A 15,578-nucleotide genomic window follows, 5' to 3' on the forward strand; every position below is an offset into this window, starting at 1 on the left:
ATCAAATGCGAGCTTATGGAGAAGAATTAAATGATAATAAGATTTTCCAGAGCATGTCCCGTAAGGGAAATTGTCTCGATAACAGTCCAATGGAAAACTTCTTTAGTATCTTGAAACAAGAAATGTATCACGGACGTATTTATAAAAGTTATGAGGAATTAGAAAAAGCAATAGGCAACTATATTTATTATTACAACAACTATCGAATGAAAGAAAAACTTAATTGGTTAAGTCCGATTGAATACCGTTTATCACCACCTTATTTAAAACAAAGCGCATAAAAAAACAGAGTAGGATTATCTACTCTGTTAAAAAGTCTAACTTTTTGGGGTCACTATATTTTGTCCCAGCCTCTTTCTTTAATTATTTCGTTTCAGTTGCGCCCTCAACTTCTCGTGCGTAACGCGGACGTTTCGAATCGTGTTGGAATGGGTATCTTATACCCAATGAGTGTTTAGCAATTTTGGCTGAGTGGTCAGACATTCTTTCCAGGTTGGAAACAATATCAACAAACAAAATACCGTCTGAAGGAAGTCCAGCTCCACTATTTAAACGTTGGATATACTTCTTACGAATGTGTTCTTCTAAACGGTTAACTTCTTTCTCACGCTTAATTACTTGCCCTGCCAATACATAACTGTCTTGGGTAAAGGAAGTTATCGCATCAGTAATATTTTGTTCAACGAGATTAAATAAAGCCATCAAATCATCATCATGGAAAATCTTTTCAGGTTCCTTGTTTGTTTTCTTAGCAAGTTTCTTCTGCGCTCTAGCCGCTTCCTTGATATTATTCAAGATATTCTCACTATGATCACCAATACGTTCAAGATATTTTGTAATATCCATCATTTGCGTATGTTCAGTCGAACTCTTCACAGGCAAGTCCTCTACCGAGATATGCATTAGATATTCAGTCAGACGCATGTCGATATCATTAACAACTTCCTCTAGTTGCAAGGCGTTAGATAAACTGAGATCATCCTGTTTTTTATAATATTTGAACATTTCTTTATACTCTTCAAGTACAAAATCACCCATTTGCTTAATTTCAAGCTTTGCCTGGTTCAGGGCAACAGAGGGTACTGTTGTGATAATTGAAAAGTCCAGATGAGAAGAATCGTATTCAATAATAGCGTCATCACCTGGTATAAGTTTAGTGACGAGTTTTGCTAGGTAGCCGATAAACCACATTTGAATAAGTACGTTAGTGACGTTAAACAATCCATGAGCGACCGCAATCTGCATCGCTGGATTTAGATTAAAAATTGGTGTTATCGCAACAATCATTGACGTAAATGGACGAATAGCCATAATGACCACAAACGTTCCAACTAAGTTGAAAATGATATGAGATGCTGCTGTTCGTTTTGCGGGAACACTTGCTCCAATTGCTGCTAATACAGCTGTGATTGTTGTCCCAATATTATTCCCAAATAAGACCGGTAGTGCTCCTTCAATGGAAATTTGACCTTGAGAATACAGCTCTTGCAAGATACCGATACTCCCACTAGAACTCTGTACGAGCCATGTAAATATTGTTCCTACTCCAACACCCAGGATAGGATTATCTCCCATATTGATCATTAAATCTTTAAAGGCCTGGAACTCACGTAAGGGATACATTCCCTCTCCCATTAGTTCAAGTCCGTAGAACAGTGCACCGAATCCAAAAATAATTTGACCAATACTATTGACCGTCATATTTTTAAAGAAGAAAAGCAAGAATGCTCCGACAGCCATTATAGGCAGTGCATATGCACCAATATCAATACCGATAATAAAAGCAGTAATTGTAGTTCCTATATTAGCCCCCATAATAACCCCAATAGCCTGCTTGATTTTCATAAAGCCTGCACTTACCAGTCCAACAGCCAAAACCGTCGTTCCAGAACTACTTTGAATCAATACAGTTACAACGATTCCGGCAATAATAGCACGAACCGGCGTTGAAGTCATTTGGTTCAAGATACTGCGTAAACTTTCCCCAGCAGATTTTTGTAAGCCATCTCCCATATATTTTAGCCCGAATAGGAAAATACCTAATCCACCAGCGAACATAAATATCATTTGTTGTACGTCCACACGTAACCCTCCATTGTAATTTCTATATATTTAAAATGTTGAGACAACTACCTGAAGAAAGTAGTTCTTACTTAGTCAACCTCACACATTCTACTCCTATGATAAATGTAATTGACTCTAAATTGAATGATTTTTTATTTTATGAGAACATTTTAACTTTTCAGCCTTTAATATAAACCAATAATAATGTTAAATAAGAAAGCCTCACATTTAACATTTATGTCATCTTCTAGCCATTCACGAACATAACACGTAATAACCTTTTACAACATTCGCATTTAATCATTTTTACATTTAATAATGCGCTTTTATTTAATGTGTTTTTGTTCACTATCCTCTACCTAATTCTCTATGAAATTTAATAATTGTTCACACAATCGTAACAAATTAGTACACTTTTACTCTGCTACTATCTCTACCATCCATTTTTCTTTACTTATGTAGATTATTATTTTTTACACTACACAAACAAGTCGTGTCAAAGGTGTGAACAGTTGATTTCATCTTTATAACAGTTATCGTTTTCATGTTTACTTTAACTAGCGCAAACCATATACTTATAATTCAGTAAATAACTTACTTCCTCATTTTATTCGGAGGTTCAAAGTAGTCGAGGTGATCAAATGACAGATTCAATTAATAAACGTTTAACGCATTTCCAATCATACGCCGAATCACTCAGCATGACTCCAGAGGAATATGCGCTCAGTCTTCATGAAAAAAATCAGGCCATTAAGTCTGTCTTTTTGAAGAGCGAATCTAAGTTTGAATTATTTGTTCGTGAATTCCACAATCTCTTGGACAATTTGACACATTATAAAGAGACAGAAGCTAAAAAGGATCGTATGAGCATTCGCAGCTGATAAAACAAGTAACCGAACTGCTCTCGACTACAAGTCAGGATCCAAAATTACTTGCTCAGTTATACCAGCATTTCCCTGACGGTATTGAGGGTAAAATCGAAGCATTAAATAAATCTATAAATTAAAATACATAAACCGCCTTACCAAAACTATGTTGGTGAGGCGGTTCTTTATTTATTCTAGCAGATATTCGTTTTGCTCACGCAGTTTGGCTTGTTTCTAGGGAAACTCCTTGAGATAGCGTCTTTTCTTCACAAATAGCCCTAAATTTTCAGTAAACTTCTCACGTAAAAGCATTAGCTTAAGAAGTTTAAGTATTTTTTCTTAAAACTTATGAAGATAAGCGGCTCCATGGTTCCTTTGCTTGCTAATCAGAAGTAATCAATCAATGAGGTTGTAATGTTTTAGTCCTTCTATTAAACCGCCTTCTGTATTTGAAGAAGTAATGTAGTCAGCAACGTTTTTCACTTCTTCTATTCCATTAGCCATAGCGACGCCATAGTCAACGCGTTCTATCATTTCTTTATCATTTGAACCGTCTCCAAATGCATACAAGGGAAGGTCTTTCATATCTATCGCTTCAATTAAGGCATCGATACCTGTTGCTTTTGAATGTCCTTTAATGACTGTATCCATGCTGTAAGGCGTGTTTCGATAAAAGGATAATTCAGGAAAGGCATCTAAATACGGCTGGTCCAAAGTTGCATCTTCATTAATTATGAGCATCATTAGAACATCCTCTTCTTCTCCAAGAGTAGCATCAATTTCAGGAGGATTTTCATGAATGAAGTTATAGGCTTTTTTCAGGGTAGGATTATTTCTAGTCGCTCTTATCTTGTCTGAGGTGTATAAAGAAAGTGCCATTTCATTTTCACCCGTCATTTGTTTTAATCCCTCAACAAGTGTTTTAGGTATCGTATTTCTATACACTTCTTTGCCTTCATACTGAATATATTGACCATTGAGAGTTAAAAATGAATCAATGACTGTATCTTTTAAAACATGTTGGATCTCTAACGGACTACGCCCAGTAGCGATAAATGGAATCGCTCCTTTTTCTTTAAGCTGGACGAGGGCCTCTTTTACCTCTTCATCCACTAATGATTCTTCGTTCAATAGTGTGCCATCTAAATCAAAAAACACGAGTGCGTTTGGTTTCACTTTATTTGCTCCTTTTTCTTTAAATAATTATATTTTAATTAAACCTTCATTGTAAAATCTCAACTCGATTCGCATGATTATTTTATAAATGTCTAAAATAATCGGCATGTTCACTTTCCATAATAAAGTCATATGCTTCTTGCGACCTATTTTCTTTCATCAACTGATGGTAATGTCTGGCATCCTCTTCCCACTGTTTGTAGAAGTTCAGGTAGCCATATGGCTCTTTTTCCGCGGCCTCTACTGCTAAACTGGCTTGAGTCAAGGCTTCTTTTGAGTCAGTAAAAATCAGCATATAGGATAAACTCACTAAACTATCTGCCGTCGGATTTACTCTAGTGTGTTCTTTACGCGCTTTTATCGCGGCATCCCAATTCTGACTTTGTTCAAGCATCATGGCGTAATTCTGCCAGGTATCACTATGAGCGGGGAGCTCTTTTAATATTTCTTTATAAAGAACATCGGCCTCCTTATAATTACTTTCCATTGTCCACATATCCCATGCTAGACTGCGCTTATTTTCTACCGAAGAAAGCGACTCATGAAGTTTGGACAGCTCTGTTCCAGTCGTTTTATTGAATACCTGTTCAAAATCTGCCGTTTCACTTTGTTGTCTCAATAAATCCGAAATCAAGGAAAAGGTCCCCACTCTGACTCCCTAACAGATATAGAACGGCAAGGTATGCCTGGTCATAGACCTTAGTATTCGGTTCTGCTTTGGATTTATCCCACTCAGTATGTGTGTGCAAGTCAAGAAAAGATGTATCTAATGTTTTCCCTTCTGGCAGCATATGCGTAGGAATCATACGACAACTCATTAATTCCGCTACGCCTTCATCGAACCAGACAGGAATATCGCGCCAATCCAAGTCTTCCTGTTCAAAATACATATCCATCAGATAATGACTGTATTCGTGTGTAAATACTTCAAGAATATAATAGTCTTCCTGGTCTCCTGTGGCTCCGTCTTCATAGACCATTGCACGTTTAACGTTAGATCTATAATGTCCACCTTCCATTGTATCGGTGTTTGGATTCAATGTAAAATAATCATCCGCATCTTTTAGGACGATAACCTCGAGTGGTTTACTTTTATCAACGACTTTTCCATAGATGTCTTTTTCCAGATCTTCAATAGCTTCGAGACTATTTGCCATTTTTTTACAGACTCTTCGGTGTTTGGATGATAACGAAAGGTAACATTGTCTTTTTCAAGTACGGGGTATTCCTGAGTAAAGTCCGTAACTTCCTTTTCACTTAAAGAAAAAACATTCCGTACAATCCCTATTTTATCTTGAGCTGACAATAGCCCCACCTCTTCTTGTACTAACGTTGTTACCGAAAAAGTAACTAACAAAATCAGCATGGCTAAAACAGTCTCTGTAAGAAGCAGCACAAAGTTAAAACGACCACTCTTTTTAAATACCCGTGACTTCCCCTTCGCCAAGCCTATTAAAGCCATGATAAAAACAGTTAGTAAAAGTATGGATCCCACAATAAAAAGTACTGTTCCCACGCTGATGTCGGCAACTAAATATGTAAATAATATGATTCCAGTGATCGCTACCAGCCGGATTATTGAAGCCAGCACAAGCTTGAGTTTTTTCAAATAGTCCACTCCCCACATAATCCAGAAATATAATTACGTAAAGTATACCATAGTGACGAGCGGAGATAGGAGGTAAAAATGGCTTATGAGTATGAAGTTACTAAAAAGTCTGAAATTAACAATATTAATCAAGTTCATTATCTTCTAACCAATGACTACCTTGTTCATCCTGAGTTTTAATTTTCTAGACGGTTCAATATAAGCTTTCATGATGTGTTTATATACGCTATACTCAATTCTATAGAAATAAGTTGGGAGATTCTAATTATGCATTCCTATCATTTTATTATTAATAAGCACTCTCGTAATAGTCAAAAAGTTTTGAAAAAATTGCTTGTATTATTACCAAAGCACAAAGTTGAGTATAAATTTTTAATTACAGAAAGTATTGAGCAACTTGACACCCTCCTTGAACAATTAAGAAGCACTATGCCCAAGACAGATATTTTTGTTGTTGTGGGAGGCGACGGGAGCTTGAATCAGTTTATTACTTTTTATACAAAGCACGGGTTTAAAAACCCTATCGGCTATATCCCAGCTGGTTCTGGGAATGATTTCGCGCGTGCAAATACGATTCCTTTTGATACAGAAGAGGCTCTATTGCATTTGTTTTCTATCAAAGAAAAAGAAGAACGCTCAATTATAATAGCGACTCAAAACAACACGACACATTTTGCCGTAAATAGCATTGGTTTTGGTATAGATGGTTTAATTGGGCAGTTACTTGAAAGTAAGGGTAAAAAGGAAAAAATGGGTGCCCCTTCTTACATGCTTAGTATCTTTTCAGGCTTTGCTAAGCAGGAAAAATTCTCACTTACTTTAACCATTGGCACTCATAGTTATGAATTTAATTCGGTCCAACTAGCCCTGGTTGCGAATCATCCATCTTTCGGTGGTGGGATTTATATCGCACCGGATGCTTCTGGAAAGGATGATCAACTCGAAGTAGTGATTGCTGACAATGTTTCACCAAAAAATTTGCTATCTATCCTTAGAAAATTACTAATTAATCAAACACACAAGTCTCACCCTAAAATTCATTCGTTTAAATCTAAAGAAATGACGATACATATTAATTCAGGCCAGTACGCACAAAAAGATGGCGAAGTTTTTCATCAAGATGAATATGATTATCACTTTCAGACTAAACAACTCCCTTTTTGGATTTAAAAGAGCATTCGCAAATCTTTGATAATAATCTTCAATCGTACACAAAAGGACAGAAACATTATTTCAAGTGTTTCTGTCCTTTTGTGTATGACGATTATAGGGTTCGGCTAACCTTCTTCAATTATTTTTAATGCCATTTCTCATTCTTAATTTAAATTCAGACAATATTTTTCTATACTTTATGCCTGTATTTTATATCCATTATGTTCAAGTATATTAATTGCTTTTTCAAAATTTTCATTTTTTGTTAAAATATAGTCAGTATTAAAAGTGGAAACTGCAAATATTCCAACTTTATTCTCAGCTAATAAAGTGGCTATTTTAGATAATATACCTATAAGCGAAAAATCTAGCTGGCCTTCTATCCTAAAAGCTTTCCACCCGTCATCGCGTTCTGTTGTATTATTAGGAACGTGTTCGGTATTACATACTACTGATAATTCCTCATCCGTTTTGCTTATAAAACAGAAGTCATCTGAGTAATTTACTTGTGATAAATCCTTTACTTTACATACTGAAAATGCTTGATCTATTACTTTTAAATCTATAGCTTTATCCTCCTACTTACTAGTATGTAAACAATCTTCTTTCTATGTTATCTCCTTTATATTATGACATATTTAGTATTGCATATCTAGAATTTTAGCTACTCTCAATGATAAAATGCAAACTATTTTAATTATATATTTGTTACACTATTATAGACAGGTAGATTAGTTCGGTTTATAATAGTGAATTTTTCCCTCTAAATTTAGAAAGGATGAAACAATCATGCGACATTTTTTATTTTCAGCACTTATTATATCAAGCTTAGTTTTAGGGGCTTGTTCAAGCGATTCAACAGATAGAAATAATCAAACTGAAAGTGACACGGATGATATGCGTTCGGATACAAGTAATAATTTGGATAAGTTTAGTGACTTGGAAGGTATATTATGGGAAGCCGACAGTGATATAGGCGTCGTATTATCCCACGGTGCAATTTACGATGCAGCAAGTTGGGAAGCGCAAGGAAGTGAACTAGCTGAAAAGGGGATAACTGCTTTCGCGGTGGAAGATACTAGCCAAAACGAATTACTCTCTGCTGGTAAACGAATGAAGGATGAGTTAAGTCTTGACAAGGTCTTTCTCCTCGGGGCAAGCGCTGGAGGTTCATCAGCTATTCGAGCAGTCAATGATGATGAAGAGATATTTGATAAGCTAGCCTTGCTGTCCCCCGGTGGTGATGCTACGACTGTAAAAAACATGCCCGTATTCGTTATATATAGCGAAGAAGAAGGCTATGAGACTTTAGAGGAAGCAGACGGCAGTAATCTGCGTTTGTTAGAGTTCCCCGGTCGTGATCATGCACAGGAATTATTTAATGATAAAGAAAAGTCAAAAAAAATTATGGAAGCATTATTTGATTTTTTTGAGAAAGAAGAGTAATGATCTCGCTCTTGTCGAAACAGAGCCAAACAAAATGTATAGGCGATACTTTTAGGCGTCTTTATTTTTTTGGCAACACTAGGCATTCATTTTAATGATAAACAGAAAAAGCGACCTGATTTTCCCAGGTCGCTTGTTTATCACTCTTTTTTAATTGCAACAGGACTTAGTGTGTTACTTGGCCTCAAATGTATACACATACGAGCTGAAATCCCCTTTGTCTGTGCCTGGATTATACTCTCCTTCAAAATTATCTTGCAAAAGACCAGTAAATTCTACTTCATTTAAAAAACCAAAATGCATTAATTCATCTCCATAAAAATTCAAGCCCCTTTGTTCACAATGATAGTTTAATTCCGAATTCAATCCTTGCAAAAGAACTTTTTTCAATGGTGGATTTGGCGTTGCCCAAACTTTATAACTAGCTAAAATAGCTGTTTTTTGATCCTTTGAAGTGACCATCCAACTGTAACGTCCATCTTCACTATTTTCTAAGCGGTAAAAATTACCTTGTTGGATTAATTCTCGATTTTTTTTAAAGAATTTAATTTGTTCTGAAACAATGTGCTCTTCTTCAGGCGTTAATTTGGTCACATCCAATTCATACCCAAAGGTACCGAAATAAGCGACATCTGCCCGCATTTTAAGGGGCGTTTCTCTACTCACCTGATGGTTGGGTATAGCAGATACATGAGAACCGATAGAACTTAATGGATAGACCATACTCGTTCCATATTGAATTTTCAGTCGCTCAACAGCATCAGTATCATCACTCGTCCACGTTTGTGGCGCATAGTATAACATCCCCGGGTCAAACCTAGCCCCCCCGCTGGCACATGATTCAAATAATATATAAGGGAATGCTGCATTTAGTCGATCATATAAGTCATAAACACCTAAAATATAGCGGTGGAAAAATTCTTTCTGTCGATTAGCTGGTAATTTGGCAGAGAATGCTTCAGTAATATTACGATTCATATCCCATTTAATGTAACTAATATTGGATGACTTTAGAATGTCAGACATTTTTTCAAATAAATAATCGACAACGTCTTTGTTTGAAAAGTCTAAAACAAATTGATTTCTACCGTACGTTCTTTTTCTTCCAGGATCTCCAATAATCCAGTCTTCATGCTCTTTATATAAATCACTGATTTCATTAATCATTTCAGGCTCAAACCATAGTCCAAACCTTAGTCCCTTATCTGTAATTTTTTGAGCTATTCCTTCAATTCCATTGGGTAATTTAGCATAATCGACATGCCAATCCCCGAGAGATGTGTGGTCATTATTTCTCTTTCCAAACCAGCCATCATCAAGCACAAAAAGTTCAATACCTAAATCTTTTGATTTTTCAGCTATTTCTAGAATACTATCCTCTGTGAAATCAAAATAGGTTGCCTCCCAATTATTGATTAAAACAGGTCGAACTTTGTCTTTCCAGTAACCTCTTATTAAATGTTCTTTAAATAAATTATGGAAGGCTTGACTCATGCCATTCAGGCCTTTGTCACTATAAACCATCACTGCTTCTGGTGTTTGAAAACTTTGACCTTCTAAAAGGGTCCACTCAAATTCAAAGGGGTGTATCCCTAGAAGTACGCGGGTCACATCATAATCATCCACCTCAGCTTGTGCAAGAAAGTTTCCACTATAAACTAAACTAAATCCGTACACTTCTCCTTGGTTCTCGGTTGTTTCTTCTCTTTTTAATGCGATAAATGGATTGTGTGAGGCACTACTTCCCCACGTCTGCTGCCTACACTCTGTATGCCATTTTGTAACTTTCTTTTATTTACATGTCTTTCTCGGCTCCAAGCACCATCCAATTGTACCATTTCAAAATCAGAATCATAAAAATCCATGCTTGTTGACATTGCGCGCTCAATCACTAATTTCTCAGAGCCTTTGTTCACAAATTTAATATCTCGTGTAATGACCGGATGTTCTTCAAAGATATGATAGGAAATAATCATATCTGAATGAATCTGGTCATCAAACATTCTAATTGAAAGTGTCGTTACATCTGATTTTTCTCCATACGTTGCTGGAAGTCCTTGAAGTTCTTTTTTTCCTTTATATATTTCATGACTCTTGTATTCATAATTAGTGATTCGACTGCCGTTTTCCATGGTTAATTGATACGCTGGGCTGCGGTAATCTCCTGTACCATAAGCTGGATATTCTTGCTTTATTACTTCAAGCGAAAAGTTCAAGTCATCTTTAAATGTATGAGGCGCTAAAACACATCCTCTTAATTGCAGCATATGAGAAAATGACTCTCGGTGTCTGATTCTTTTGCCAAAATATAATTGCCCTAATTGGTTATTTTTTAAAATTGTAAAAACGTAACTTATTTCATCATTATATAAGTGAAACTCCTGTGTTTTTTCATTATAATTGATTGCCATTTTATTTTGTCCTCTCTAAATTAAATTTTTCTAGTAATAAGGGTCCAATCGCACAAACTACACCAACCAGAATAATAGAAATTAAAGTAACGCTATTCATCCCGCCTTCTTTGGCCAACCCTAGTGGTGAAAAGACGACGTACATACTAATCATTACGAATATAACAAATCCACCGCCACGATATAAATTTTTCCACGGTTTAATGTCGACAAGTTCTTTATCCTCTATTATAAATGGTTCTTCCATTGGTTTTATTTTTCCAATAATATACATACCGAGGGACGTTATGACAAATAAAATAGCTGAGATGTGTAAGAAGTGTAAGCCTGTATCCCAGAATAATTGTGTTATCTCATATGTCGTTACAAAAAATGTAATGCCGATTTTAGCAGCAAATGGTGGTACGCGTTTAGTTAAGTAACCCATGAATACAATGGTGAATATAGGAACATTAAAGAAACCGTTAATTGTTTGTAAATAATCAAATAATCCTTGTGGCGCATACATAATGAAACGTGCACCTATCATTGAAAGAACTGCAACAATAGTCCCAAAGATTTTTCCTTTTTTAACTAATTCAGAATCGGGTAAATCTTTACTTGATATGGGTTTGTAAACATTTAATGCAAACAAGGTTGATGCACTATTTAGTACACTGTTAAAGGTACTCAATATTGCTCCCATCATCGCTGCTGCAAAGAAGCCTACTAAAGGCCCTGGAAGAACGGTACTTACAAGCTCTGGATAAATCATGTCTGCATTCGAAATATCTCCACCTAAAATTTGGTAACCCATAATTCCTGGAATAATGACTAAGAATGGAGTACCCACTTTCAAGAAACCAGCATAAATAATTCCTTTTTGCCCTTCTTCTAAACTTTTCGCTCCAAGTCCACGTTGGATAATTGATTGATCGGTTCCCCAGTAATAGAGGTTGACCAATAGTAAACCTGTGAATAACGTCGTAAATGGTAGGTCATCCGTACTGGATCCAATCGCATTGAACTTCTCAGGCGTTGCGGCGACAAAGGTTGACAGGCCTTCCATGAAGTTACCGCTTCCAATATATAAAATTGAAAACAGCGGAACGAGTAAACCTCCAACGACAAGAGCAACACCATTAATACTATCCGATACAGCTACTGCCTTTAGTCCACCAAAGATGGCATAAATAGCTCCAACTATACCAATAACCCATACCATCACCCATATACCTTGAGCATATGTAATACCAAATATTTCTTCAATACTAAATATTTGACTCATTGCAACGGCTCCAGAATATAATGTTATCGGCAACATATTAACAACATAACTAACTAAGAAAAGTAACGTTACGAATTGCTTCGTTCCTTTATCAAAGCGAGCTTCTATAAAATCAGGAATCGTTGTAATTCCTTGGCGTAAATAACGTGGCAGTAGTAAAGTAGCTACTAAAACTAAAACAACACCTGAGATAACTTCCCATCCCATGACACTCAAATTGCCTTCATAAACTTATGCAGACATTCCTACAAAACTCACAGCACTTAAATTGGTAAGAAGCAAGGATCCTGCAATTACTTTTGAAGTTAAATTTCTTCCTCCAAGAAAGTAACCATCACTTGTATCCAACTCCCCGCCTCTGGTTTTCATATACGTCACAATTCCTACAAATGCAGAAAATAAAACAAAAAATATTATTACCATTGAGTCCATTATTTTTCCTCCTAGCTTTGTAAACGCGCGTTTATTTTGCTTTAAAAAAATTACTTTTTATTTTTTATCGTACTTTTCTTTTCTATTAATTGAGGTTTACTTAATCGATGATCGCTCGTTTTTCCATTAAATAATTGATCGACTCCTTTCTCTGATACATCATCTATCGGTATTTCCACTGTTGTTAACCCTAAATTTGTCCAGTTTGTATATTTCAGGTGGTCAAACCCGACAATTGAAAGATCGTTTGGTATGCTCATTCCTAAATCATTGGCGGCTTTTATAATACCTAATGCCATAATATCATTTCCAGAAAATATGGCCGTTACATCCTTTTTTTTAAGTAAATTTTTTGCTTTTTTATAAGCAATTTCTTCACGGTATTCTCCTTTTAAAATGAGTGATGGATCAACGTCTATCCCTGCTTCAATTAAAGCTTTTTTATACCCTTTTTCTCGTTCAATTGAGGACAAACGATTGTCACCAGTGAAGTGAGCAATTTTTTCATGACCTAAATCAATTAAGTGTTTAGTTGCCATATAGCCACCGGTAATATTATCATTATTAACTGTTTTAACTTTATGAAATAAATCATCTTCTTCAGTAAATTGATCAACAAAACTAATATTGAAATCTTTTTCAGCCATATCGGCAATCGCTTTCATTTTGTAAGGAAAACCTATGAATATTCCTCCATAAAGTAATCGATTCCTAAAGAATGTTTCCATTTTGGGTATTTCCTCTATAGAAGATATCGTATTGACTAATACTGTATAACCTCTTTTTTTACAACTTCGAATAACTTTAGCAATGAGTTCGGCATTATATGGAGAATTGGCGCCCAACCACTGATCAGAACTTTCTGTTATATCAATATCTGCAATAAACAAACCTATAATATCATTTGCTTTCCCAGCTAACGTTCTGGCAGAGGCATTCGGTGTATATCCAAATTTATCAATAATCCTTTGTACTTTAATTCTTGTCTTCTCAGGAACATTATCATAGTCGTTTACGACCCTTGAAACGGTACTTCGTGAAACTTCTGCTAGTTTTGCTATTTCCTCGCTATTCACATTTCCACCTCCATAAACGCGCTTTCATTACTGTCAATTTAGCATCAATATATAAAAATGTCAATAAAGAAATTATTGTTTATACTAATTAATAATCGAAAGCCTAGTTTATTAACGTTCCTACCAGCATACCTTGAGTACCTTCTTCACTCTATTTTATTATTTATTTTTTTCAATCGGTCTATTAAAAAAAGTGTTGCTGAATCAAAACTGATTCAGCAACACTTCAAATTATAGGGTCAATTAAATTACTGATTTTCTAAATAAGCTTCATAAAAATCTTCCACTTTTTGTGGGTCAGCGGTTAATTCATTCCCAGTATCAATCAATGGACTCAATGTAGAGTATGCTTTCAGCTTATTCCCTTCATAAGCTGAGTTAATTTCTTCTTGACTGATGGCATAGAGTATTGACTTACGCAAATCTTTACTCTCAGATACTTCACGGTCATCCATATTGAATCCCATGTAGCTTACACCGTTACTTGGCATACTTTGAAGTTCTAAATTATCTTCTTCTTCAACAATGTCATACTTGGTTTCGTTTAATCCATATAAGAAATGAATTTCTTCTGCTCGTAAAGCAGACAGTGCGCTATCTTCATCAGAAATAAAACGAACACTTGCGTTTTTAATATTAGCAGAATGATCGCTATTCGTCATATAACCAGGATTTCTTTGGAAGGTCGCTTCATAATCATTCTTTTTCAACATAATGTACGGTCCACTTGCATATAAATGATTATCATAGCTATCACCTTCTGTAACAGCACGTTGGTCACCGTATGGAACATCTTCATTCAAGTCAAAGGAATCGATATCGTAGGTATTTACTGCTTCTAATTGCTTCTGAGAAACAATACCGGCTGATTGGTGCCCTAAATAGTTCAGAACCTGCGGGAATGGTTCTGTCGTTGTCAATTTAACAACCTGATAATCCCCAGCGGCATTATCAACGTCATCCGCTTCTTCTACCAGTGTTTCAATTGGACTATCTAGATCCTTTCCAAGTGCATCAAGCATATTACCCGATCCATCAGATAAGTTAATATCTTCCAGTTCAGATAAATCTTCAACTAAAGAAACCTCATCAATATGTTCATGAAGACTAAATGTACGGTGGTCTGGAACAGAATCCGGATTTTTTGCACGGTTCAAGGAGTAAATAACATCCTGTCCACTTACCATTTCCCCTGTATCGACCGCTTCATCATTTTCCACTTTTGCGAAATTGATATCATCTCTTAAAACAAAGTAATACTCTTCATTTCCTTCTGCAATTGCGTAATTGTATGAAAGAGAGCCGTCTGAGACAACTTGATCGTCATCAGAAAGATTCACTAAGCGAACATACATATTGGTGTTTAATTGGTTTATAGAACCATCGTTTGCCTTGATAGGGTCTAAGGAGGTTAGATCACTAATTGTTTGTGTATACATAACCGTTTCAGTTTCATTCATTGCTTCATCAACAAATGATACGGGCTCCCATGCAAAAGCACGAGATTTAGATAAACGAATCGACTCTGAATCGAGAAGATTATTGTTAAAAGCTTGTGCCTTTAATGAATTATATAAAGGAACAATATAAGCATTTTCCGTTACCAAGGTGTCTTCTAATTCCGTGTATGTGTCCACATAATTATCAGGTGTTTCCAGTGCGGCTTCATTAATTAAACGATCAACCTCGTCATTTGAAATCGTACTGTAATCACCGTCCGTAATAAACAAAGAACGAACAGCATAATCAGGATTTCCTGTAACAGTTGTCCATGAATTCATCACGAGGTCATAATTTCCAGCTTCTTTTTGAGAATTATAGCTGGCATAATCTGGTTGTGTATTTAACTCGACATCAAACCCATGTTTAATCAATTGATCTCGAACAATATTCATATCTGTTTCATTTGAACCCATTCCTAATATTTCCAAACTTACTTTTTCAGTCGTTTCTACATTTTGATTCGTGTCTGTTCCTGAATCATTTACTTCATCCTCTGTCTGTACAGAACATGCGCCTAAGACAAGCGCTGAAGAAGCCATTATAAAGCTGAGTATTTTTTTATTCATTTAAATCTCC

The 15,578-nt window shown here is 35.7% G+C and carries 14 protein-coding genes and 1 pseudogene; 4 read left to right on the top strand and 11 right to left on the bottom strand.

Features of this window, described 5'->3' with window-relative positions:
* Positions 1-281, top strand: a 281-nt coding sequence (locus tag BMX83_RS05005; protein WP_143059486.1) for an IS3 family transposase, incomplete at its 5' end; no start/stop codon positions are given.
* Positions 282-363: 82 nt separating this feature from the next.
* On the opposite strand, the gene BMX83_RS05010 is transcribed toward BMX83_RS05005, so the two are convergent.
* The gene (locus tag BMX83_RS05010) at positions 364-2,058 is read right to left on the bottom strand and encodes a Na/Pi cotransporter family protein (RefSeq protein ID WP_425425830.1); all 1,695 of its coding nucleotides are present in this window, start codon (positions 2,056-2,058) and stop codon (positions 364-366) included.
* 647 nt (positions 2,059-2,705) lie between these two features.
* Between BMX83_RS05010 and BMX83_RS05015 the strand changes: the two genes are divergently transcribed.
* Positions 2,706-2,945: a hypothetical protein gene (locus tag BMX83_RS05015; RefSeq protein ID WP_091634216.1), complete on the top strand. Its 240-nt coding sequence runs from the start codon at positions 2,706-2,708 to the stop codon at positions 2,943-2,945.
* 381 nt (positions 2,946-3,326) lie between these two features.
* Here BMX83_RS05015 and BMX83_RS05020 read toward each other — a convergent pair whose 3' ends face one another.
* From BMX83_RS05020 to BMX83_RS10735, 4 genes are all read right to left on the bottom strand, one after another.
* Positions 3,327-4,106, bottom strand: a complete 780-nt coding sequence (locus BMX83_RS05020; RefSeq protein ID WP_091634218.1) for a Cof-type HAD-IIB family hydrolase — start codon at positions 4,104-4,106, stop codon at positions 3,327-3,329.
* Between the two features lie 82 nt (positions 4,107-4,188).
* Positions 4,189-4,740, bottom strand: coding sequence for a hypothetical protein (locus BMX83_RS05025; protein WP_091634220.1), 552 nt, complete (start codon positions 4,738-4,740; stop codon positions 4,189-4,191).
* Positions 4,709-5,263, bottom strand: a complete 555-nt coding sequence (locus tag BMX83_RS05030; RefSeq protein WP_091634222.1) for a collagenase — start codon at positions 5,261-5,263, stop codon at positions 4,709-4,711. The genes BMX83_RS05025 and BMX83_RS05030 overlap by 32 nt, the downstream gene beginning before the upstream one ends.
* Positions 5,170-5,715, bottom strand: a complete 546-nt coding sequence (locus BMX83_RS10735) for a hypothetical protein (RefSeq protein WP_177170505.1) — start codon at positions 5,713-5,715, stop codon at positions 5,170-5,172. Before BMX83_RS10735 ends, BMX83_RS05030 begins: the two co-directional genes overlap by 94 nt.
* Before the next feature lie 267 nt (positions 5,716-5,982).
* Between BMX83_RS10735 and BMX83_RS05035 the strand changes: the two genes are divergently transcribed.
* Positions 5,983-6,885: a diacylglycerol/lipid kinase family protein gene (locus BMX83_RS05035; protein ID WP_091634225.1), complete on the top strand. Its 903-nt coding sequence runs from the start codon at positions 5,983-5,985 to the stop codon at positions 6,883-6,885.
* Between the two features lie 179 nt (positions 6,886-7,064).
* On the opposite strand, the gene BMX83_RS05040 is transcribed toward BMX83_RS05035, so the two are convergent.
* A complete protein-coding gene (locus tag BMX83_RS05040) occupies positions 7,065-7,433 on the bottom strand; it encodes an ACT domain-containing protein (RefSeq protein ID WP_091634300.1) in 369 nt (122 codons plus the stop codon).
* A 223-nt stretch (positions 7,434-7,656) separates the two neighbouring features.
* Between BMX83_RS05040 and BMX83_RS05045 the strand changes: the two genes are divergently transcribed.
* Positions 7,657-8,313 carry an alpha/beta hydrolase gene (locus tag BMX83_RS05045; protein WP_091634229.1) on the top strand — a complete coding sequence of 219 codons (657 nt, stop codon included), beginning with the start codon at positions 7,657-7,659 and terminating at the stop codon, positions 8,311-8,313.
* A 174-nt stretch (positions 8,314-8,487) separates the two neighbouring features.
* On the opposite strand, the pseudogene BMX83_RS11180 reads toward BMX83_RS05045, so the two are convergent.
* From BMX83_RS11180 to BMX83_RS05065, 5 genes and pseudogenes are all read right to left on the bottom strand, one after another.
* Positions 8,488-10,724, bottom strand: a pseudogene (locus BMX83_RS11180) (alpha-galactosidase).
* A gap of 1 nt (position 10,725) precedes the next feature.
* On the bottom strand, positions 10,726-12,207 hold the full coding sequence (locus BMX83_RS05055) for a solute:sodium symporter family transporter (RefSeq protein ID WP_218141922.1): 1,482 nt from the start codon (positions 12,205-12,207) through the stop codon (positions 10,726-10,728).
* Positions 12,208-12,222: 15 nt separating this feature from the next.
* Positions 12,223-12,423: a hypothetical protein gene (locus BMX83_RS10980; RefSeq protein ID WP_218141923.1), complete on the bottom strand. Its 201-nt coding sequence runs from the start codon at positions 12,421-12,423 to the stop codon at positions 12,223-12,225.
* Positions 12,424-12,473: 50 nt separating this feature from the next.
* Complete coding sequence (locus BMX83_RS05060) at positions 12,474-13,499, bottom strand: LacI family DNA-binding transcriptional regulator (protein ID WP_091634232.1); 1,026 nt, start codon at positions 13,497-13,499, stop codon at positions 12,474-12,476.
* A gap of 248 nt (positions 13,500-13,747) precedes the next feature.
* Positions 13,748-15,568, bottom strand: coding sequence for an ABC transporter substrate-binding protein (locus tag BMX83_RS05065; RefSeq protein WP_091634234.1), 1,821 nt, complete (start codon positions 15,566-15,568; stop codon positions 13,748-13,750).
* Positions 15,569-15,578: the final 10 nt, after the last annotated feature.

Origin of the sequence: Alkalibacterium gilvum (assembly GCF_900109085.1) — a bacterium.
Taxonomy (GTDB): Bacteria; Bacillota; Bacilli; order Lactobacillales; family Carnobacteriaceae_A; genus Alkalibacterium; species Alkalibacterium gilvum.